Genomic DNA, 20286 nt, shown 5'->3' with positions numbered 1-20286 from the left:
GGCAAGGCACGTTATGATGCATCGCAAAACCCAAGCAGATGTAAGGAAGGTCTTTATTATTACTCTATGGCCTCAGCAGCGTTAAGAAACTTCATATAAATACTATCCTCATCTGTTTTTTCAATAACTTCAGACGCAATACTGCGACCGGCCACTTGCTTGATCTCATTAGCTTGCATCGGAAGACGCGGGCCAACAAATGAACTAAATGCTATGGCCTCCAGTTCTTCAGAAGACTCAGACAGGATTACATTTCCGTTTTCATCATGCTCAATGAAATAAGTAACACCATTTGCCAATACAACGATATTACTTCCGCTTTGAAGCGCTTCTTTTACTAACTTTCTATCTTGAGAATTGATGACATTATCATCGAGTTTAATTGTTTGGGCATTATTTGAATTTGCTACGAGCTTCATTCCTCCATTATTAACGATAGATGAAGTTCCAGATGCAGTTCCAGATGAGGTTGAAGATGAGAAACTTCCAGAAGAAGCTGACCTACTAGAAGCAGTGGCTGGACCTGGGGCAATATTAGATACAGAAGGAATTATTGCTCCACTGCCTCTACTAATATTATTAGAGCTTCTATTAAATGGATTCTCTAATTCATTTGAAGCAGTAGCAGCTTTCTTTGTATTCGAAGGCTTGTCACGTTGCGATTTTTCTCTATTATTAACATTTTTTGTAAATTCAGCGACTTGATTTTGTAATTCAGAAATCTGCTTTCTTAGACTATTTTCGGTATCTCTTAATTGATCAGAAGAATCACTCGTGATTTTCTCATCCTGATCAATTATAACATCATTAATCTCATCTTTATTATCGGAGTAAGTTTCATCACGAGACGATTTAATAGAATTATTTTGAACTATAGATGATGCTAGATTTTGCCCATCCATTTGATTTGGTAAGTTTTCTCTTTGTTCCAAGTTTTTAGATAAATACTCAGCACTTTGATCAAAAGTATTATCTGTAATTTCTTCAGAAATAGGTTGTTTATTTGTTGTAAATGAAGAGTCAACTAATGACGATTTATTCTTTGTTCCAGATTCACTAAAGCTTGCAATTTCATTTGAATAAGATGTTTTTATATCGTTAAAAATTGTACTTGTATCGGCCGTGGAACGATAGACTTTACCATAACTAGAAGCAACTTTTGTATCAATTGCTGTTCCGACTGAACCACAATAGTACTTAGCAGAAAAGATATCTTGCCCACCAAAGTTTTCATTGGACTTAGAAAATTCCACGGCGGTAATACCTTCCATTACCTCATCTGTATTAGCTGGGTTACAGGCATATTCTAGTGCTTCAATTCTATCTTTACACTCATCAACAAGTTCTTTATTGGAGTTATGAATTGTTTTCCAAAAAATTGAGTTGGCCTTTCTTTTTACAGTCAAGTCTTCTGACTTATCGAGATCATTTAGAAAATTTGAAACCTCTTCAAGATCATCGAAATTATTCACTACATTTTTAAGGAAATTAATATTTAGAGTTGTTAAATAACTTATGATGAAATCATTTTCATCTTTTGTCGAAAAAATACGTTCTTTATAATTCAATGTACCTTCATTACCTCTTGTTTGGTAATAGCGAATACGATTATCTTCATCCGCTTCAGCAATCGCCTTTTGACGATGGCCATAATATTCGTGTCGAAATAGTTCGTTCGATTCAATAAACTTTTTAACTCTTCCAAGATACTCATCGCTAAATTTATCAACACCATGACTTTCTTTATTAAATTCGTTATATACAAGATCAATAATTTGTGAAGAATCTGATACTATCCTATTATCACTACCGTAAAACTCATTTACTCTGTCAGTAGCATTATCAAAAATATGTGTTAAGCGATTCTTTGCATCTTTTAGATTGCCATCACCTTCACTAGAACCTTTTGCACTAAATGATAATTCAAATTTTTCATCTAAGGCATTTTTAATATCTGCATTAAAGCATCCCTTAATTTTTTCACTTATTTTATCAATATCTGATTCTGTACAAGAAAAGTCTGGAGAAGCTCCATTATTGATATGATATTGTTCCTTGTATTTATTAAAACTAAAGGCATTGGACTCTATTAAATTAAAAAGGTCATAAACTCTATTTGCCATAATACTGTTATAGGACTTACTCTTAAAGGCTTCAAAAGAATTATCAGGTATAACAAACTTCTCAGGAGAAGTTGCTGCGACTTTATCAACACAACTACAATATTGATCGACATTAATCTTTTTTTCGCTAGGTTTTTCAGTATCAAAACTATACAGATCATAGCGACAGGCATAGGCTCGATCTTTGAGATCATCTTCTAAGTCAGTCACAACATTCAATGGTGTCTGTTGTGGAACAACACTTCCAAAACAGTCCCCACTATTTGAAAATATTGACTTTGATAATACTGACTGAGGGAGTTCACTCATACTGCTGGTAGGATTACTGTAGTCTATTGATTGAGATCTTCTCGAGTGATCAAATACATTTTGATAATGTTCAATCTGCTGTTGAAGATCACGACTATTAAGACTTCCCCCTTGTGTTGTTAAAGCAAATAAACTAGAGGAAGCTGAGTAAACTGATTGTTGAAAAAAGAATAGAGTAATAATAGTCGTTTTAAATTTCATTTTATTCCTAGATACTTGATCTGTTTTATCCATCGGATAGTTCAACTGATTCCTAAAGTGACCAAAATCTATTGATAGAGGTCGTCTCAAGGATTTCATTATCTCAAAGAACGACTATAGCTACATATATAGTTTACAGAGAAAACTTCTTTAATACATAAGTACCTAAAATTTGATTTACAAAGATGAAATAAAAAATAAATGGCATTTAATGAATAAAAACTCTTTGCGCCAATAAAGTGTGGAATATGTTTAAAATAAATATAAAAAAAGGCCATCCTAAGATGGCCTTTATATATTATAAATATATTAAGTGTTTACTACTCTGATATTTCTGCAGCATCTAAAAATTTAGAATAAATACTTTCTTCTTGTGCTGCTGCCTCATCTTTTTCTGATGCAATTTCTCGCTTAGGCCCATCTTCTGCCTTAGGCTTTGGTAATTGTGGCCCCTCTTGTTCTGGCCCCATTACACCGGCCATCACCTCTTCGGCAGTCTCAGATAAAATAACGTTTCCTTCTTCATCTTGACCAATATAGTATACGCGTCCATCTGTTAGAACAACGCTAGTGCTTCCATTTGATATTGCCTCTGCAACAAGTCTTTGATCGCTTTTAGCTATATTTGAATTAGAAACAGTACCGCTAACAGCTCTAGAAGATCCAGAGTTTCCAGATAATCCTAGGCCTCCGGTTGCACCTAATTTATTTATTGCAGAAAGTCCTTGTCCGGCCGAAGAGAATGAAGATGATGATGTCGCTGCCGGAGCTGTTGGAACAGCGGCACTACCAGTTGTGGCACGGCTCGCTTGTTGTGGAGCAAAAGCATTGTCTCTACGTACATTATTCCCCGATCCGAAACCAGCAAAGTTATTTGAAGTTGGCTGAGGTTTTTCTACAACTTTTTCCTCTTCGTTTAGATTATCTTCGTTTTCTTCTTCTGATTTCTTATCACGACTTGCAATTGCAGAGTTTAACTCAGAGATCTGTGCCCTAAGGGCATCTAACTCTTTTTTAAGAGCGTTATTTTCATCAACTTGAGCAGCAGATACTGACTCTTCACTCTTTTCTAACTCTTCTTCAATATTTTGAGCTTCTCTTTCAATACGATCTTTAACTGACTCAATCTCTTCAACTGATGTATTTGGATTTGATACAATAGCTTGCATTGTATTACCATCTATCACGTTTGAATCTGGTATATTATTAGACGAGTTCATATTATCTAATAAGTTCGCTGCCTCCGAGAAATTGTAGTTTTCTTCAGTAGTAGTGGTTTGAGTACTCGTTGAAGTTGCAACAGCATCATCGATTTCTGGTCCACTATTATCAAGGATCTGATCTCCACGTCCTGTTGTATTAACAATTGTTTCTGTTCCAGAAGCAGTATCTGTAGAGTCTGGACTATCTGAGAAAACTTTTTGTTTTTCTGATTCTTTAACTTCAGCGTAAACTTGCTGTGGTGTTAATGTTTCAACCTCTCCAGCTCTAGAGTTTGCTACTGTCGTATCAATTAATTCACGATTTAGTACTTCACAATATAGTTTAGAATTTTTAACACTTGAATCATTATCTAATTCACTATTTGCATCGATAAACTCTTGAGCACTAACATTTGTCATTACTTGTTTTGCATTAGCAGGATCACAAGACTCTTTTAGCTTTTGTATCTTTTGAGAACAAGAGCCCATATTTTCCTCATAACTAGACGCTAAATAGTCTGCCATCGAAGTTCTTATACTTGCAAATGTTTCAGGGTTTCCTTGAGTGATGCCTTCAATGATGTCATTTTTATAATTTGTATTGTTCTTAAACTCAGGTCTGTTCCCCAAACTCATCATCGTTTTATCGAATAAAAGTTGAGCAAACATACCAGCAAAGTGCTTTTCATGTTCATCAGATATATCATAAATTGTTTTCTCAACAGGAGACATAGCAATCCCTTGACTTCTCAGATCGGTGCGCTTTTTAACATTGTACATGTCCACATAACGCTGCTTGTGAGCCTGGAATTCTTGTCTTAAAAGAGGGTTCTTATTTAAGAAGTCTCTTACTTGACCTAAGTACTCATCAGGAAATCTTCCTGTGCCATCATTATTTTTAGCAAAGCCCACAATTATTAAATCAGAGAATTTTTGACTTGCTCGTTTAACACGCTCATCATCGCCACCATCTCTCATAAATTTTCTATTACGACTAGAACCTTGACCAATATGGTCTTCTCTTAAATCTTTAATTTCTTCATTTGCTTTCTTAAAGATTTGAGAAATTCTATTATTGGCCTTACTATTTAAGAATAGAAATTCATCTTTTAATCCATTCTTCTCATCAATTAGAGCAGCTGCAGGCCCCTCAAAACACTGATTTAGCTCTTTGGCCATCGAATCAATATCTTCTTCAGTACATCCAAAGTCACCTGCTTCAAAATCGTAAAGATCTTCAGCTCTATCTAAATCCTGATATCGGTGTGCATTCTTTCTCAATGTTTGAAGAAAGTCAGTTACTCGATTAGCAATAATATTTTGATAAAAGCTTTTTTGGAAATCATTTAAAACATCATCATCTGATAAATCTGCGTGACTTTCTTCTGATGCTAAGTCACCTACACAGCCACAATAGCTTTGAGAATTTAATTTAGTTGTCAGACCCTCTGAAGAATCAAACTCTTCAAGATAATCCTTACATACAGATGAAAAGACTTGGTAATCACTTCCAAAGCTTAAAAAGCTCTTAAATATACTTTCATTAGAAGAAAATCCATCTAAAGAACCACACGGCTGCGATGAATCGTCATCGAATCGATAATTAAAATTAAACTTTGGACTATAGATATTTATTTTAGGCTCATTATTATATTCTAGTTTTATATCTCTACTATAAGAAAGATCAGTATTATATGCAGGACTCATTAAGTACTGGTCAACTGATCCTGATTCACTAAATTCAGTAATTGCAAGGATTGAGTTATCTGGCTTATCAAATTCACTCATAGCATTGTACTCTTGAGCTTTATATTCAATCATCCCCTGCTGAGCTCGAGAGGCGCTAGCTTCTAGTGAAATATTCCCCGCAGCACCATCAAGACTGGCTGGAGATGCTTGCACGACTTGAGACGAATCTAAACGAATATCATTCGCAAATGTTGTCTGAGTGGCAAAGATCAAAATCAATATTGAATTTAAAGCTCTCATTTCCTTCCTCACAATATAACTCTTCTTAATTTATCGGTTATTTATTAAGATTTCTTGAGTAACTGATCACTACAGTAAGTTTCTCCCTACTATTATTTTCACTTGAAATTGAGGTGGAATAAATGAATTCAGGCCATTATCTTAAAGATAATTTTTTTATGCCCAATAACACTTTAAAATTATTGAGTTTCGATAATGAGTCTAAGAAATAGTCATCAAAATTTGGACATTATTTTCTGCCAATAAATAGACACAATTAGCAAATTCCAGGGCCAAAGTCCCTTAGCTTTTCCAGATGAGAAGTAATTGTTGCCATGGCATATGACTTAAGACGCTCTGGTAAATCAGGGTAGATTTCGTTAAAAATCTCTTCGATTTCCTTGCCTTCACTAACACATTTCCTTACTTGCTCTTCTCTTTCTAAACGATGCTCAAGTGTCTTCTTTATCTTAAGAGTTCCACCAAGACAAATACCATGAGAAGGCATAATAACTTGAGGATCTATATCGATAACATTTTGTAAGGATTGAAAGTACTCTCTCATACAAGAGCCCTTGCCACCAATTGTTACGGTACCAACAGTTTGGATAAGATCTGAAACGATCATCCAAGCACCATCGACTCGGTATAGAGAACTTTGCCCAAAAGCATGACCGCCAGTTGTAATCAACTTCACATCCACCCCACAAGACTTAACAACGATATCACCATCTTGATAAAACTTAACATCAAACTCGTTGAAGTAATCTTTATCGAAGTCTTCTAATAGATGATCATAAGTTCCTTTAGACATTGAAAATGAAATACCGAGCTCTTTTGCCAGTCTTCTGCTGTATTCATGATGATCAGGATGATGATGAGTTAGAAAGACTTCTGAAATGTCATGTTCACCAATAGAGTTAAGAAGTTTTTCATATTCATCACTATTTTTAGGAGAAGGATCGATGATAATTTTCTTGTGCCCGTCATCACCAAGAACAAAACAATTTGTGCGATTTGCTGGAGGAAATGTATTAGAAAGTGGCATATATTGACGTAAACCAAAGAGAGGCTCAATCATAGGAACACACTTTTTTGAATCATACTTTAGATTTGCATCTAAAAAATCAAGGCTTGCTATATCTCGATCTAGGTCTTCTAAAATTGTAATCATTGGAGGGACAACAAGCATTTGCCCTTGTTTGTATGATTCAAAAGCTTCGTGGCAATTAAACCATTTCGTATATGCAATTTCACCTTGATCGAATTCAAATTTAATATCATCAAGATGGGCTTCATCTTTTATAAAGATCTTAAAGTAATAATTTTCAAAGCGATGTGGGTTAAAGTCAGGTGTTACGGCCAGTGAATATTTTGCGATATCAATAATATGCCCAGATACTTGGAGATCATCTAGGTCAATATTTAACTCTTCTTTGATTTCTCTTTTTAGAGCGTATTCAAGATAATTATCCCCGCCTTCTGAAATATCTTCTTTATCAACTTTACCACCAGGAAAAGAGGTATACCCAGGAAAGGCCCTTAGATAATTTTGTCTCTTCATAAAGAGAACTTTTTCACCGCATATAAATATAGCTGATACTGACTGTTTCAATTTATTCCCAATTCATTAAATGCATTTTTCGCTTTTTCATAACGTACATCACGATAACCTTTAATATTATCAAGTAACTTTAAAGCATGATACTCATTATCGACCTTTTGTAGGCCATTAAATAAGAAGTTACGTGTTGTTTTAGCTATTGCTCTTTCCTTATGATGCCATGATGGAAGAAGAGTTCTAAGAACCCTAAAGTGTCGCATTAATTTTAATTGCCAATTTTTTGGTGAGATATCAAATTCAATTTTCTTATTTAAAATATCAAATGAAGGACGATTAATTCGTTGTTTTACAATACCTGTACCAAGTGCACCATAAGTCTTGTCTTCCATTTGTTTTAAGAAAGGAGAAAGCATTAAGTGAGCTACCATAACTTCATCTTTTACAAAATATGTCTTTGCTAGAACTTGAGTTGCTAAGACACGGTTCTCTTCACTTACAATAGTGCTGATGGCACGAGCTCCTGATATAAATTCAGTTGTATCCTTTCCTCTATTATAAATAAATTGATCATGTAGAATTTGTATTAGATGTCTTTTTTTCATCCAAGGAATATCAACAATCGCTTTATCTAAGTTTTCTTTAAACTTAGAAATAAAATAATTTGTATTATGCCATGGAAGAAGAGAATCTTTTAAAGACTCAATAGCTAAGTTTAGAGTTGTCTCTTCTTTAACTTTTAAATCATTATGCTTTCTTTCAAACTCTTCGACACCTAGAGATGCCATTTCTTGTCCAAGTCTAAAAGCTGCAATATTATTATCGACTTCACTTTTCTTAATTGAGTTTCCAAGAGCGTCTAATAAGTCTTGATCACTGAATGGAACAAGTCCCAATTGATAGGCGTAGCCTAAAATCATACTCGATGCATAGACAGCTTTTCCAAAGAATAGATTACACCACTTCTTAAGCGGAACCATAATGATTCTCTCATCATTACGAGACTTAACTTTCTCAATAAGTTTTTGTTTTGTAAGACTTTCTTCAGATAGTCCTTTATCTAACATAATAGAGAGTGGAACTTGATAAGAGTCATCAAAAACAGCAACTCCGTTTTCACTATGAAGGAAGCCTAATTGTCCAATTCCATCAAGTAGGTCTGGACTTAAAAGTACATCAGAAGCTCCTCGAGGAGTTACGGCCCCCATTGACTTAGTTTTATGACAAATCGACATATGACCCGTCACATTACCATTTCTTTGAGCAAGACCCTTTTGATCCATGAACTTGAAGTCCAGATCGTCACGGCCTGCCATCTTAATACTTGCGTTTGCAATAATTTTAGATATGGTTGTAATTCCTGATCCACCGACTCCTGTGACGACCATACGCCAAGTATCACCTTGAGCAATATCGTCAAAAGTTTTCTTTGTCTCAACATCTTTTAAATCAAAATCTAAATGTGAAAAGTCACTTGGACGATACTTTGTAGGATGAAAGTTTTTAACTGTTACTTTCTCAAAACTTGGACAGACCTTAAACTTAGTACAATAGCTATCTGCTACACAAATTGTAGGGTCAATTCCCATCTTTGTTCCATAGGCATCAAATACTTGTGTCAGTCCAGGACATCCTGTTTCTTCAATACAAACACGACAATCTTCACATGCAGAAGTATTAATTTGATAGAAAGTCTTCTCTTTTAATACTCCACTATTTTTCATCGTATTTCTTTCACTGGCCCTAACCTTGGCCTGATATGTAAGAGAACACTCTTTATTAGAAATAATGACCTTAACACCTTTTTGTGTCACAAAATCTCGCATGAGATTCTTGTAAAAATAACGATCACTTGGATGAACTTCTTTAGCAGTCTTTACTCCTAAATTTTGTACAATATTAAGCATATCCTGCTTAGGTCTCTTGCTACCTTCTACATTAATTTGTGATGCAGGGGTCATCTGGTGCCCTGTCATTGCTGTATTGTCATTATCAAGAAGTATATAAGTTATATCGTGATCAGCTTGTACTGAATTTGAAATATCTGTTATCCCAGAATGGAAGAAAGTCGAATCTCCCATAAGGACTACTGATGGATTCTTAGTAAATAAGTCCATACCAGCACCGAGGGCACCACCTTGTCCCATGGCCGAAAGATTATGCATTTCTCCAAACGGCGGTAGAAATGATAAAGAATAACAACCAACATCACCGTGAGTAATGAGATCAATATCTTGAGCCTTTAGCCAGCGACGTAAGTCTTTTAATAATGAGAGAGTTTCTCTATGTGGACATCCTGGACAAAAAGTAGGAAGTCTCTTAGGTAAGATTTCACCAAAGTTACGTTCTTCAAATGCTAGGCTTTTACATTGCCCAATTTCAAGAAAGTCCTTAAGTGCCTCTAGTTTCTCACTGATGATTTCGAAGCTTAAACCTCCATAAGCAGGAAAGCCTTCATTTTCGCCAAACTCCTTACCTAAGATCTCAATTTCAATACCGTGTTTTTGACAAAGCGATCGTACTTCACCTTCTAAGAATCCTCGTTTTTCTTCCACCACAACAAGTTTTTTTAATCCCTTTAAATAAGGAATTAATAAATCATCCACAAGAGGAAAAGAAGAAGCGACTTTATATAAAGAGAAGTGTTCTAGATAATCCCCTTCTTCTAAGCACTGCTTCAGGGTTTCAAAAATAACACCGCTTGAGATAAATCCAATTTTTGAATTCTCATTTCCAAACCTTGCATCAAGTTTCATTTCTTTTAGAACTTCTTTCACTTTTGGAAAGCGTTCTTTGATCATAGAAATATCTGCAAATAGAGAGTTTGGTGGAACCATAACGTTTTTTTGAAGATCAAATGTTGAAGGATCAACGTCAATTAACTCACCATCAATCTTTGCTTCCTCAAAACACTCAACTCGTCCTCCACCTTCAGCTAAGAATGTGCTTAATAGAAGTCCTTGATAGAGACTCGTTTTTGATGAGATCTCTTTTGCTTTGGCGATCCAATCCTTCAACTCTGTTGGATTTGAAGGTTCAAGAAATGACATATGTAGATGCTTAAATAAATATCTTGAATCAGCAGCTGTTGAAGTTGACATTGACCATGGGTCATCACCAACACAAATGACAGTTGCTGGATAAATTTCACGGCCATCTATTATTTCTGGTTTAGCAGGATTAGCAAAATTACCAACACTAAGAGCATCACTTGCCACATGAAGCCCCATAGACTTCATTGCAACTAAACAGTCTCGACCTGCTTGCTTTACACCACTTGCCATGGCCGCTGCATTTGCTTCAGAGTTAGCAATAACTACACGAATACCTTTTTCATGCATCTCATTTTTCTTCTTATATAAGATATTAAAGTAATCTGCTAAAGGTGATCCTGGATAACCAGTATATAGATTAAAACCTGCTTCAAGTGCACCTTGAATGATTAATTCATTCCCGTTAAGAATTCGATATTCTGCCATATGTCCTCTAAATTTAATTGAGAAATGAGTATAGTGATTTAATCGTGTTTTTTGACGTACCAGCGCGTCACTTTTTATAATTTTTAATCGATTGTAAACACAATCTTCTTCTTAAATGTCGTGGTAAGCTTCTGAGGCTTAAACTTCCAGTTAGATGCCACTTTTAAAACAGCAGTATTAAATGCGTCATAACTGGCACCTTTAACAAGCTCTACTGACTCGACCTTCCCACTTGGATTAACCTTTATCAGGACCTCTACAATGCCACTTGCGCCAATACGTCTTGCACTTCGAGGGTATAAAGGAGCAACAAATTGTAGAATTTGATTATCAAAAGTCTTAGCTGTAACCACTTCTTGTTGTCTCTTTTGAGATTTCTTATATAACTTTTCTTCGACAATTTTCTTTTGATTTTGTTTATCTTTTTCTACAGGTTCCTTAAAATCTTCTTTTTTTATTGAGTGGGCCTTAATCTGAATATCAATCCCCATACGCTCTCGCTGCATTAGCTTTCTACCTTCACGTAGATTTGTGAAGAAAATAACAGCATGCACCAAAAGACTTATTGCAAAAAAGAAGAACCAAAATCGATGTTTCATAGGCCTATCATAATGCATCTTGCACCATATGGGAAAAATCGTTACTATCTGCTCCATATTAAGAGAATCAACAATATTAAATTATACAGCAAGGAAAGTTTTATGAGTTCAAAAATCTCTCCAGAAAATCCATTAGGGGTTTTAGCAATTGATCACCTCGAGTTCACATGTGACTCACTAGAAACTAAGACTAAGGACCTATTCTATACTTTTGGTTTTTCTAAAACATATGAAAACCAAGAAGAAAAGAAGGAGCTGTTCTCTCAAGGCCAAGTTCGCTTCCTTTTAACAGCAAACGAGTCTGGACACGCAAGAGAGTATTTAAATGCTCATGGTGAAGGTGTTTCGACAATTTCTTTCTTAGTTGAAGATTGTGAATATGCATACAAGACAGCTCTTGAGCGTGGTGCTGAATCCTTACAAGAAGTAATCACAACAGAAAGTGAACACGGTGTTTATAAGAGTGCCAGAATCAAGGGCTTCGGAGATGTCGCCAATGAATTTATAGAAAGACCAAAAGCTTACTTTCGTCCAGACTTCAAAAAACTAGAAGAAGACCCAAAGGCCCAGCCTCTTGCTTCAAGAGTGGCCAGAATTGATCACCTAACAAATAATGTTCCAAAGGGTGAAATGAAGAAATGGGTTGAATTCTATGACCGTGTTTATGGATTTAAGGTAACTCGTTATTTTGACATCAAAGGATCAAAAACAGGGCTTAACTCAGAAGTTGTCCAGCTACCTAAAGGTGAAGTGATTATACCAATTAACGAGCCAAAAGAAGCTGGTGGAAAAGACCAAATTCAAGAGTTCCTCGATCTACATAAAGGAGCAGGCGTTCAGCACATTGCTCTAACTTGTGGTGATATTCTTTCAACTGTAAAAGATTTAAGACAAAGAGATATTAAGTTCCTAGATATTCCTCATACATACTATGAAGATATTCCAAAAAGAAACTTCACTGTAACTGAAGATCTAAGTGAGCTTGAAGATCGTCAACTACTTGTAGATGGTGATGAGGAAGGCTACCTCATCCAAAACTTTACTCAAACTTACGTTGGCCCACTATTTTTTGAATTTATTCAAAGAAAGAATCACAATGGATTTGGTGAAGGAAACTTCCAAGCCCTCTTTGATGCTATTGAAAGGGATCAAATCGCAAGAGGATACCTGGACTAAGAAATAATTAAATTCTTTTAAGACAATCTGAAATGCTTTGCTTTCTTACTGATGTAGGAACAAAGCATTTCTTGTCTACTGTTATATCTTGCCAAGACTCATAAGCAACCTTACGAATCTGGATTAGTTCCTGAACAAAGCTTTCTAAAACTTCGTAATCAGACTTGTCTGCACAATCAAATTCAAAATTAGTACAAACAACATCTTTTGAAATAATTAAATCTTCACGATCCATACTAACAACAACGTGAGTGTTGTGAAATGGAAGGAATGACTCAACTACATAAACTTGTAGATCTCTAGGTGCAACACAAGTTGCTAGTGCTGCTTTAACAAGAAAAATTGCGAATATTGCTCTCATTAAGTTTTTCATATTTTACTCCGCCCTAAGGCATAATCATTTGTTTCAAAATTTATTAACTGTGAAGAATATAAACGAAATCAACAACGCAAGGGGTTATTTTGAACAAATTTCACCGTGCGTTATAAAAATCTCATAGCTGATATTAGTTTATCCTAATATCTAATTATTCTACTGTCTAAATCATTGAAAACACGTCAAGAAATGACTCAACAAGCCTATTCAAAAAGGGTCTTCTATTCCTACAATATTGCTTTAATTAACTAAAATTTTGACACTCATGAAGAAAGGACGCTTATGTATAAGTTAATCGCTATTTATAAAATACCAAATGATATTGATGCTTGGGAAAAGCACTACTCAGAAGTTCATACTCCCCTAGTTAAGAAAGTTCCAAGCCTCAAAGAAATCCGTCTCAATCGCATTACAGGTACACCACGTGGAGCAAGTGACCTTCATGTTATTGCAGAATTGGTATTTGAAAATAAAGATGACTTTAAAACAGGAATGAGCTCAGAAGAGAATATGGCCTGTGGAAAAGACTTATTCAATTTCGCAAAGGAAATTGTTTCTGTTCACTTTGCTAAAGAAGAAGTGATCTCACTTTAATTAAGGAAAACTCAATGAGTAATATTTTATGTGAATTTCCATATAACGATCACAAGCATATTGCCCTTGTGAAACTTAATCGCCCAAAAGTTCTAAATGCGCTCTCTACAGACTTAATGCGAGAGTTAGTAGACAAGCTTTTTGAACTGGATGACAACCCTGAAGTCAGAGTCATTATTCTAACAGGTAACGATCGAGCTTTTGCTGCTGGAGCAGACATTGCACAAATGGTTGAAGCAACACCAATTGATCAAATCAATGATAATCGCTTCCGCTCATGGCAACAACTCGCTCAAATTACAAAGCCAATTATTGCGGCCGTAAATGGTTACGCTCTTGGTGGTGGATGTGAATTGGCCATGCATTGTGACTTTATCATTGCCGGTGACAGCGCAAAATTTGGCCAACCAGAAATTAAGATTGGGACAACTCCAGGAGCTGGTGGAACTCAACGCCTTACTCGCGCCATTGGAAAATCAAAGGCCATGATGCTTGCAATGACTGGAGAGATGATTGAGGCCAAGCAAGCACTTGACTGGGGACTCGTTGCCAAAGTTGTACCTAGTACGACACTAATGCAAGAAACATATGAGACAGCAAAGAATATCGCAAACAAGGCCCCTGTTGCAATTAAGCTTATAAAAGAGTCTGTTAACAAGGCCTTTGAAATGAGCCTAAGTGACGGTGTCGACTTTGAACGACGTAACTTCTATCTTACTTTTTCAAGTAGTGATCAAAAAGAAGGTATGCGAGCATTCTTAGAAAAACGCGACCCAGAATATAAAGGTAATTAATCATGAGTGAATATAAAAACATTATAGTAGAAAAGAAGTCATTTACTGGAATTATCACTATTGATCGTGAAGAAGTTTATGGCGCTCTCTCTAAGGAAGCAAAGTTAGAAATCATTCAGGCCATAAGAACTCTAAATAGAGACGATGAGGTTGGATGTCTCATTCTAGCATCGAAAGGAAAAGGCTTCTGTACAGGACAAGACTTAAATGATCGAACTGTTCAAGCAGGAGAAAAGCCTGTTGATTTAGGTGTTACCTTAGAAACAGAATGGAATCCACTTGTAAATGCAATTTCTAACTCTAAAAAACTCGTTATTGCAGCAATTGAAGGTGTTGTTGCTGGTGCGGGTGTATCTGTGGCCTTAGCTTGTGATCTTGTTATTGCAAAACCAGGTATCAAATTTGTCTCTGGATTTTCAAAACTAGGTCTTTGTCCAGATGCAGGATCAACGTTCACATTTACAAGAGCTTTAGGTCAAAAGAAGGCCATGGAATTCTTCCTCTTCAATCAACCACTACTTTCAGAAGAAATGGAGAGAGCTGGTCTAATCAATAAGGTTAGTGAAGAAGCATTTGAAGATGCTAAGAAGTGGGCCGATCAAATTAATGCCATGGCCCCTTTATCGCTAAAAGCGATTAAAGAGAATATTAAAGTGGCCACAGACTCAACATTTCAAGAATCAATGGATCGAGAAACTTCTTATCAAAGATTTCTAGGAAATAGTGAAGATTATAAAGAAGGATTAAATGCCTTCTTTGAAAAGAGACAAGCAAAATTTTTAGGTAAATAAAAAGACGAATTAATAATAAGGAGGCCATATGGCAGCAAGAGAATACACTCAAGAAGAACTTCAACTTTTTGAAGACATTAAAAATGGAAAGAAATTTGATAAGGGTGATGAACTTCCTCCCCTATATAAGAAAGCGTTAAGAAATCTACTTTGGATGCAACATGATTCTGAGTATTCAGGTGCTCTTGGTTATGCTCCATGGATTGAAAAAGCTCCAACAATGCAAGAAAAGGTTGTTGTTGCTCAAATTGTAAAAGATGAAATGAGACACGCTTCAGTTTGCTACCGTCTACTTAAAGGTCTAGGTGAAGATGTTGATACTCACATTCAAGAATCAGAACTAGGTTTTAAAATGGAAGAAGATCTAGCTCAGATAGGTTTTCAAAGAATGAAAAAAGATTACCGAGTTAATATCTTCTACTACGGTATTAATTACTGGGAAGACTTTATTCTATTTAACTTCTTAATGGATAGAGCGGCAGGTCACCAACTAGAAGATACTCTTGATTCAAGCTACCTACCGTGGAAAAAAGGAATTGAAGGAATCTATAAAGAAGAGATCATGCACCTTGCACACGGTGACAAGTGGATCAAGATTCTATCTGAAGGTGATAACAAAGAATTCCTTCAAGAAAGATTAAACGTATGGTGGCCAAGAGTTATGAATGTATTTGGTTCAACTAAGGGACGCTCAAATGATCTCTACGTTAAGTTAGGTCTTAAAAAGAGAACAAATGCTGTTGTTCGCGACGTTTTTGTCGATGAAGTAGAAAAATTATGTAAAGAAGCTGGTCTAGTTCTTCCTGAGTATAAGGAAGAAGAACAGCCTCAAAGGCAATAAGCTTATATGAATATCAATAGTGTTTTAGTTATTGGTGCAGGAACCATGGGGCGAGGAATCGCTCAATGGTTCTGTCAACACGGTGTAAGAGTTGAACTGGTCGACCAACATTTAGAAATGGCCCAAGCAAGCGGCGATCTAATTCATAGCTCATGGGATAAACTACATTCCAAAGCAAAATTTGATGCGGATGAGATTAAGGCCTTTAAAAAGAACCTTAGAATCGTAGATATGATGGAACACCAAATAGATCACGATCTTGTGATTGAGGCCATCGTTGAAAACTTAAATATCAAATGCCAAGTCTTTAACCGACTTGATGAGGTCATGAAAGAAAGCACTATCTTTGCTTCTAATACTTCTTCAATTCCAATAACTAAGATGGCCAAGGACTTATCAAAGACAAGAAGAGAAAACTTCTTAGGACTACACTTCTTCAATCCAGCTACGATTATGAAGCTAGTAGAAATTATTGAAACTCCTTGGAGTAAGAAAGATATTGCTCACGGACTTTATGATTGGTTTGAAAGATACGGAAAGAAACCGGCCCTTTGCAAAGACTCACCTGGTTTTATTGTTAATCGTGTGGCCCGAAACTTTTACGGTGAATCATTTCACCGTCTAGAGAATTACGACAAGGATCAAGTAGAAGAGATTGATCGCGTAATGAAGAATGTGGGTGGCTTTAGAATGGGACCATTTGAATTAATGGATCTAATAGGAATTGATGTAAACTATGATGTTACCCAATCTGTTTGGGCATCATATTACTATGAACCTCGTTTTAGACCACATAAGATTCAAAGAGAAATGGTTGATAGTGGACGTATTGGACGCAAAGTAAAAGAAGGATTTTATCGTTATGAATAAGGTAACTATATTAATAAGTGACAATCACCCTCTTCTTAAAAGTGTTCACGGATGTGACTACCCTTCTATTACTGTTGATCCATTCAATATCAACACCCTCGATGGCGTTGACTTTGATGAGACATCTTTAATCATTGATCTAACTTGTTTTGATCGAAATTCTAAAATGGACCTCTACGAACATTTAGATAATGTTTATGATGGCCCAATTATTTCAGACTTAACAATAAATTGGGGTGAATACCTCATAACACAATATGAGAATGTTGTAGGAGCTGTTGCTTCAGCATTCTATTCTCCAAAAAAATGCTTTGAACTTTATCAAAAAGATAATGAGTATGAAGAGACAACTTTTAAAGTCTTCAAAGACTTGGGATATGATCTTGAAATCGTCAATCATGTAGGAATTGGATTTACTTACCCACGTGTTATTTCACAGATAATCAATGAGGCCTTCTTTGCTAAAGAAGAGAATCTAGCAACTCAAGCAGATATCGATAAGGCCATGTGCTATGGAGTTAATTATCCTCATGGACCTTTTGAATGGTGTGAAAAGATTGGAGTAGAAAAAGTAATCATGCTTCTTGAAGAACTAAGGGAAGTTACTGGTGATACTAGATATCGACCTTCCCGCTTACTTAGGATGAATTTATGACAATACAATATAAAGATGCATATATCGTTTATGCAAAACGTACCCCTATTGGAAAACTTGGAGGAAGCTTATCTCACTTAAGAGTCGATGATATGCTGGCCAATCTTTTCAAAGATTTTTCACAAAATTTCGACTTTGATATGAAAGAAATTGATGATGTCATAGTCGGCTGTGCAAATCAGGCAGGTGAAGATAATCGAAATGTAGCACGAATGTCAGCACTTCTGGCAGGACTTCCCTACGAAGTACCAGGTGTAACATTAAACCGCCTATGTGCATCTTCACTAGATGCAATTATTGACGGTTGGTCACGAATTAATCTTGGAATGGCCGATTGCCTCCTAATTGGTGGAGCTGAGAGTATGACTCGTGCACCTTTAGTTATTTCAAAAGGATCAACACCATTTGGTAGAGACTCAAAAATGTTTGATACGACTTTTGGTTGGCGTTTTCCAAATAAGAAAATGGAAGAGATGTTTCCACTTCTTGGAATGGGTCAAACAGCAGAAGAAGTTGTAGCAAAACTTGGAATCTCTCGAGAAGATCAAGATGCCTTCGCTCTTGCCTCACATCAAAAAGCTTGTAAGGCATGGGAGAATGGAGACTTTAACGATGAAGTTCTACCAGTTGAAATTGCGCTTAGAAAAGAAACATTAACAGTATCTAAAGATGAGGGACCAAGGCCATCAACAACGATGGAAGCTCTCTCTGGCCTTCGTGCTGTCTTTAAAAAAGATGGAAGTGTAACGGCCGGAAACTCTTCAATGATGAATGATGGCGCTGCTTGTGTTGCACTAGTAAGTGAAGACTTCTTAAGAAGACATAATCTTACACCACTTGTTAAATTAACAGGGGCCGGTGTTCGAGGAATTCACCCAAATATTATGGGACTAGGCCCAGTTGAAGCGACAAAGAGGCTAATGGATAAGTTTGGCAAGAAAGTTTCAGACTTTGATGTTGTGGAATTAAATGAGGCATTCGCATCTCAATCACTTGGTTGTATTAGAGAGCTTGGCCTTGATGAATCAAAAATAAACTTACGTGGTGGAGCAATCTCACTAGGCCATCCTCTTGGATGTTCTGGGGCAAGAATTGTGACAACACTAACTCATATCATGAAAGATAATGCGAGTCTTAAACAAGGCTTGGCTTCAATGTGTGTTGGTGTCGGTCAAGGAGTCTCACTAAGCGTAGAAAACTGTAAATAGGAGAAAAGTATGGATGAAGTAAAATTATATATCAATGGTGAAATTAGACCTTCTTCAAGTGGTGAAATGGTGGACTCAATAGACCCATCAAATGGGGAGCTTGTATCAAAGGTACATATCCCTTCCACTCAGGACTTAGAAGAAGCTGTACAATCAGCAAAAACAGCATTCTACAGCAAAGAATGGCGCGATATGGATCAGGTAAAACGTTCAGAGATCCTTCTTAAGGTTTCAGAACTTATCAAAGAAAGAAAGCGTGATTTCATCGCTGCAGAAATTAAAGATAGTGGTTCAACCTTTAGAAAGGCCGCTGCAGATATCCATAATAGTGCAAGCTTCTTTAAGATCATGAGTAAGGTTACTGCAGGATTTAAATTTGAAGAAGTTGATGAGAAAGCAACTCGTGCCGGATTCTCTAAGAACACTCGCCGTTTTGAGCCAATTGGTGTTTGTGCTCAAATTATCCCATGGAATCTTCCGCTACAAATGGCCGCATGGAAAATCGGACCGATTCTAGCGACAGGTTGTACAACAGTTTTAAAGTCAGCTGTTGAAACGCCAATGACAGCAATGATGCTTGCTGAAGTTTTGATCGATGCAGGTGTTCCTAAAGGTGTTGTTAATATCGTGACTGGTGGAGCAAAAGAAGGTGCATTCTTAGTAAATCACAAAGATATCTCAAAAGTTGCCTTTACTGGTTCAACTGAGATTGGAAGAGAGATCCTAAAGCAAGCTGCTAATGAAGTAAAAAATGCGACACTAGAGCTTGGTGGGAAGTCTCCAAATATCATCCTTGATGATGCTGATCTTGATATTGCTGTGGATGCGGCACTTTACGCATTTCTCTATCACTCTGGACAAGCATGTACTTCTGGTACTCGCCTTCTTGTTCAAGAAGGGATCTATGATGAATTTATGACAAAGTTTAAAGAAAGAATTGCTCAGGTTCCACTAGGGCCAACACAAGAAAAAACAACGGGGCTTGGGCCAGTTGTAAGTAAAAAGCAATTTGATAGTGTGATGAACTATATCAATAAAACAAAAGAAGAAGGTGCCAAGCTTATCTACGGTGGAGAGCAAGAACTAGAGAATGGTCTTGATAAAGGTTTCTACATTAAGCCAACGGCATTTGAGATCACTCCAGACAATACAATCTGGCATGAAGAGATCTTTGGGCCAGTTGTTGGAATTACAAAGTTTAAAACTGAAGATGATGCAATCAACATGGCAAATAACTCAATCTACGGACTTGCTGGAGCAGTATGGTCTAAGAATGAAGACCGTGCACTTAAGATAGCAAAAGAGATTGAAGCTGGTACCGTGTGGATTAATGAGTATCACCTACTCAATCCAGGAATGCCATTTGGTGGCTACAAGCAATCAGGGATTGGACGTGAAATGGGTGAAGAAGGAATCAAGGCCTACCTTGAAGTGAAACACCTTTGGGAGTCTGATTGCAATACTCGTGAAGGAAAAATGTGGCTTGATGCTATATTTTAAAATCTAAAATAAAAAAGAGCGCTTAAAGCGCTCTTTTTT

The 20286-nt window shown here is 36.4% G+C and carries 15 protein-coding genes; 9 read left to right on the top strand and 6 right to left on the bottom strand.

Features of this window, described 5'->3' with window-relative positions; translation table 11 throughout:
• Positions 1 to 59 precede the first annotated feature (59 nt).
• From ACMAZI_RS06670 to ACMAZI_RS06650, 5 genes are all read right to left on the bottom strand, one after another.
• Positions 60 to 2633 carry a hypothetical protein gene (locus tag ACMAZI_RS06670; protein ID WP_412473511.1) on the bottom strand — a complete coding sequence of 858 codons (2574 nt, stop codon included), beginning with the start codon at positions 2631 to 2633 and terminating at the stop codon, positions 60 to 62.
• A gap of 320 nt (positions 2634 to 2953) precedes the next feature.
• Complete coding sequence (locus tag ACMAZI_RS06665) at positions 2954 to 5824, bottom strand: hypothetical protein (protein WP_412473512.1); 2871 nt, start codon at positions 5822 to 5824, stop codon at positions 2954 to 2956.
• 256 nt (positions 5825 to 6080) lie between these two features.
• Positions 6081 to 7418, bottom strand: coding sequence for an NUDIX domain-containing protein (locus tag ACMAZI_RS06660; protein WP_412473513.1), 1338 nt, complete (start codon positions 7416 to 7418; stop codon positions 6081 to 6083).
• Entirely contained in the window at positions 7415 to 10843 is a 3429-nt protein-coding gene (locus ACMAZI_RS06655; RefSeq protein ID WP_412473514.1) for a thiamine pyrophosphate-dependent enzyme, read from the bottom strand. The genes ACMAZI_RS06660 and ACMAZI_RS06655 overlap by 4 nt, the downstream gene beginning before the upstream one ends.
• Positions 10844 to 10926: 83 nt before the next feature.
• On the bottom strand, positions 10927 to 11442 hold the full coding sequence (locus ACMAZI_RS06650) for an energy transducer TonB (protein WP_412473515.1): 516 nt from the start codon (positions 11440 to 11442) through the stop codon (positions 10927 to 10929).
• Positions 11443 to 11544: 102 nt separating this feature from the next.
• On the opposite strand from ACMAZI_RS06650, the gene hppD reads away from it, so the two are divergent.
• The gene (gene hppD / locus ACMAZI_RS06645; RefSeq protein WP_158536916.1) at positions 11545 to 12618 is read left to right on the top strand and encodes a 4-hydroxyphenylpyruvate dioxygenase; all 1074 of its coding nucleotides are present in this window, start codon (positions 11545 to 11547) and stop codon (positions 12616 to 12618) included.
• A 7-nt stretch (positions 12619 to 12625) separates the two neighbouring features.
• Here hppD and ACMAZI_RS06640 read toward each other — a convergent pair whose 3' ends face one another.
• Positions 12626 to 12991 (bottom strand): hypothetical protein, encoded by a 366-nt coding sequence (locus tag ACMAZI_RS06640; protein WP_120405043.1) that lies wholly within the window; start codon positions 12989 to 12991, stop codon positions 12626 to 12628.
• A 285-nt stretch (positions 12992 to 13276) separates the two neighbouring features.
• Here ACMAZI_RS06640 and ACMAZI_RS06635 point away from each other — a divergent pair, with 285 nt between their 5' ends.
• Genes ACMAZI_RS06635 through ACMAZI_RS06600 form a run of 8 tightly spaced genes read left to right on the top strand, consistent with a single transcriptional unit; the run spans position 13277 to position 20247 of the window.
• The gene (locus ACMAZI_RS06635; protein ID WP_115363410.1) at positions 13277 to 13588 is read left to right on the top strand and encodes an EthD family reductase; all 312 of its coding nucleotides are present in this window, start codon (positions 13277 to 13279) and stop codon (positions 13586 to 13588) included.
• A 14-nt stretch (positions 13589 to 13602) separates the two neighbouring features.
• Positions 13603 to 14382, top strand: a complete 780-nt coding sequence (locus ACMAZI_RS06630) for an enoyl-CoA hydratase-related protein (protein ID WP_120405044.1) — start codon at positions 13603 to 13605, stop codon at positions 14380 to 14382.
• Between the two features lie 2 nt (positions 14383 to 14384).
• Positions 14385 to 15173, top strand: a complete 789-nt coding sequence (locus ACMAZI_RS06625; RefSeq protein ID WP_115363414.1) for an enoyl-CoA hydratase/isomerase family protein — start codon at positions 14385 to 14387, stop codon at positions 15171 to 15173.
• Positions 15174 to 15201: 28 nt separating this feature from the next.
• Positions 15202 to 16014 (top strand): Phenylacetic acid catabolic protein, encoded by an 813-nt coding sequence (locus ACMAZI_RS06620; protein WP_412473516.1) that lies wholly within the window; start codon positions 15202 to 15204, stop codon positions 16012 to 16014.
• Positions 16015 to 16020: 6 nt separating this feature from the next.
• Positions 16021 to 16884 (top strand): 3-hydroxyacyl-CoA dehydrogenase NAD-binding domain-containing protein, encoded by an 864-nt coding sequence (locus ACMAZI_RS06615; RefSeq protein ID WP_412473517.1) that lies wholly within the window; start codon positions 16021 to 16023, stop codon positions 16882 to 16884.
• A complete protein-coding gene (locus ACMAZI_RS06610) occupies positions 16877 to 17539 on the top strand; it encodes a 3-hydroxyacyl-CoA dehydrogenase family protein (RefSeq protein WP_412473518.1) in 663 nt (220 codons plus the stop codon). The genes ACMAZI_RS06615 and ACMAZI_RS06610 overlap by 8 nt, the downstream gene beginning before the upstream one ends.
• A complete protein-coding gene (locus tag ACMAZI_RS06605) occupies positions 17536 to 18747 on the top strand; it encodes a thiolase family protein (RefSeq protein WP_115363423.1) in 1212 nt (403 codons plus the stop codon). Before ACMAZI_RS06610 ends, ACMAZI_RS06605 begins: the two co-directional genes overlap by 4 nt.
• Positions 18748 to 18756: 9 nt before the next feature.
• Positions 18757 to 20247 carry an aldehyde dehydrogenase family protein gene (locus tag ACMAZI_RS06600; protein WP_120405046.1) on the top strand — a complete coding sequence of 497 codons (1491 nt, stop codon included), beginning with the start codon at positions 18757 to 18759 and terminating at the stop codon, positions 20245 to 20247.
• Positions 20248 to 20286 lie beyond the last annotated feature (39 nt).

The sequence above is a fragment of the Halobacteriovorax sp. YZS-3-1 genome, from assembly GCF_047084945.1.
Taxonomy (GTDB): Bacteria; Bdellovibrionota; Bacteriovoracia; order Bacteriovoracales; family Bacteriovoracaceae; genus Halobacteriovorax_A; species Halobacteriovorax_A vibrionivorans.
This window is presented reverse-complemented; position numbering and strand designations above follow the sequence as displayed.

Bases quoted from the DNA above. Each gene is read 5' to 3' on its own strand.
- ACMAZI_RS06625 (WP_115363414.1), top strand. From the start codon at position 14,385: ATGAGTGAATATAAAAACATTATAGTAGAAAAGAAGTCATTTACTGGA.
- ACMAZI_RS06620 (WP_412473516.1), top strand. From the start codon at position 15,202: ATGGCAGCAAGAGAATACACTCAAGAAGAACTTCAACTTTTTGAAGAC.
- ACMAZI_RS06665 (WP_412473512.1), bottom strand. From the start codon at position 5,824: ATGAGAGCTTTAAATTCAATATTGATTTTGATCTTTGCCACTCAGACA.
- ACMAZI_RS06640 (WP_120405043.1), bottom strand. From the start codon at position 12,991: ATGAAAAACTTAATGAGAGCAATATTCGCAATTTTTCTTGTTAAAGCA.
- ACMAZI_RS06610 (WP_412473518.1), top strand. From the start codon at position 16,877: ATGAATAAGGTAACTATATTAATAAGTGACAATCACCCTCTTCTTAAA.
- ACMAZI_RS06650 (WP_412473515.1), bottom strand. From the start codon at position 11,442: ATGAAACATCGATTTTGGTTCTTCTTTTTTGCAATAAGTCTTTTGGTG.
- ACMAZI_RS06630 (WP_120405044.1), top strand. From the start codon at position 13,603: ATGAGTAATATTTTATGTGAATTTCCATATAACGATCACAAGCATATT.
- ACMAZI_RS06600 (WP_120405046.1), top strand. From the start codon at position 18,757: ATGGATGAAGTAAAATTATATATCAATGGTGAAATTAGACCTTCTTCA.
- ACMAZI_RS06605 (WP_115363423.1), top strand. From the start codon at position 17,536: ATGACAATACAATATAAAGATGCATATATCGTTTATGCAAAACGTACC.
- ACMAZI_RS06615 (WP_412473517.1), top strand. From the start codon at position 16,021: ATGAATATCAATAGTGTTTTAGTTATTGGTGCAGGAACCATGGGGCGA.
- ACMAZI_RS06635 (WP_115363410.1), top strand. From the start codon at position 13,277: ATGTATAAGTTAATCGCTATTTATAAAATACCAAATGATATTGATGCT.
- hppD (WP_158536916.1), top strand. From the start codon at position 11,545: ATGAGTTCAAAAATCTCTCCAGAAAATCCATTAGGGGTTTTAGCAATT.
- ACMAZI_RS06655 (WP_412473514.1), bottom strand. From the start codon at position 10,843: ATGGCAGAATATCGAATTCTTAACGGGAATGAATTAATCATTCAAGGT.
- ACMAZI_RS06670 (WP_412473511.1), bottom strand. From the start codon at position 2,633: ATGAAATTTAAAACGACTATTATTACTCTATTCTTTTTTCAACAATCA.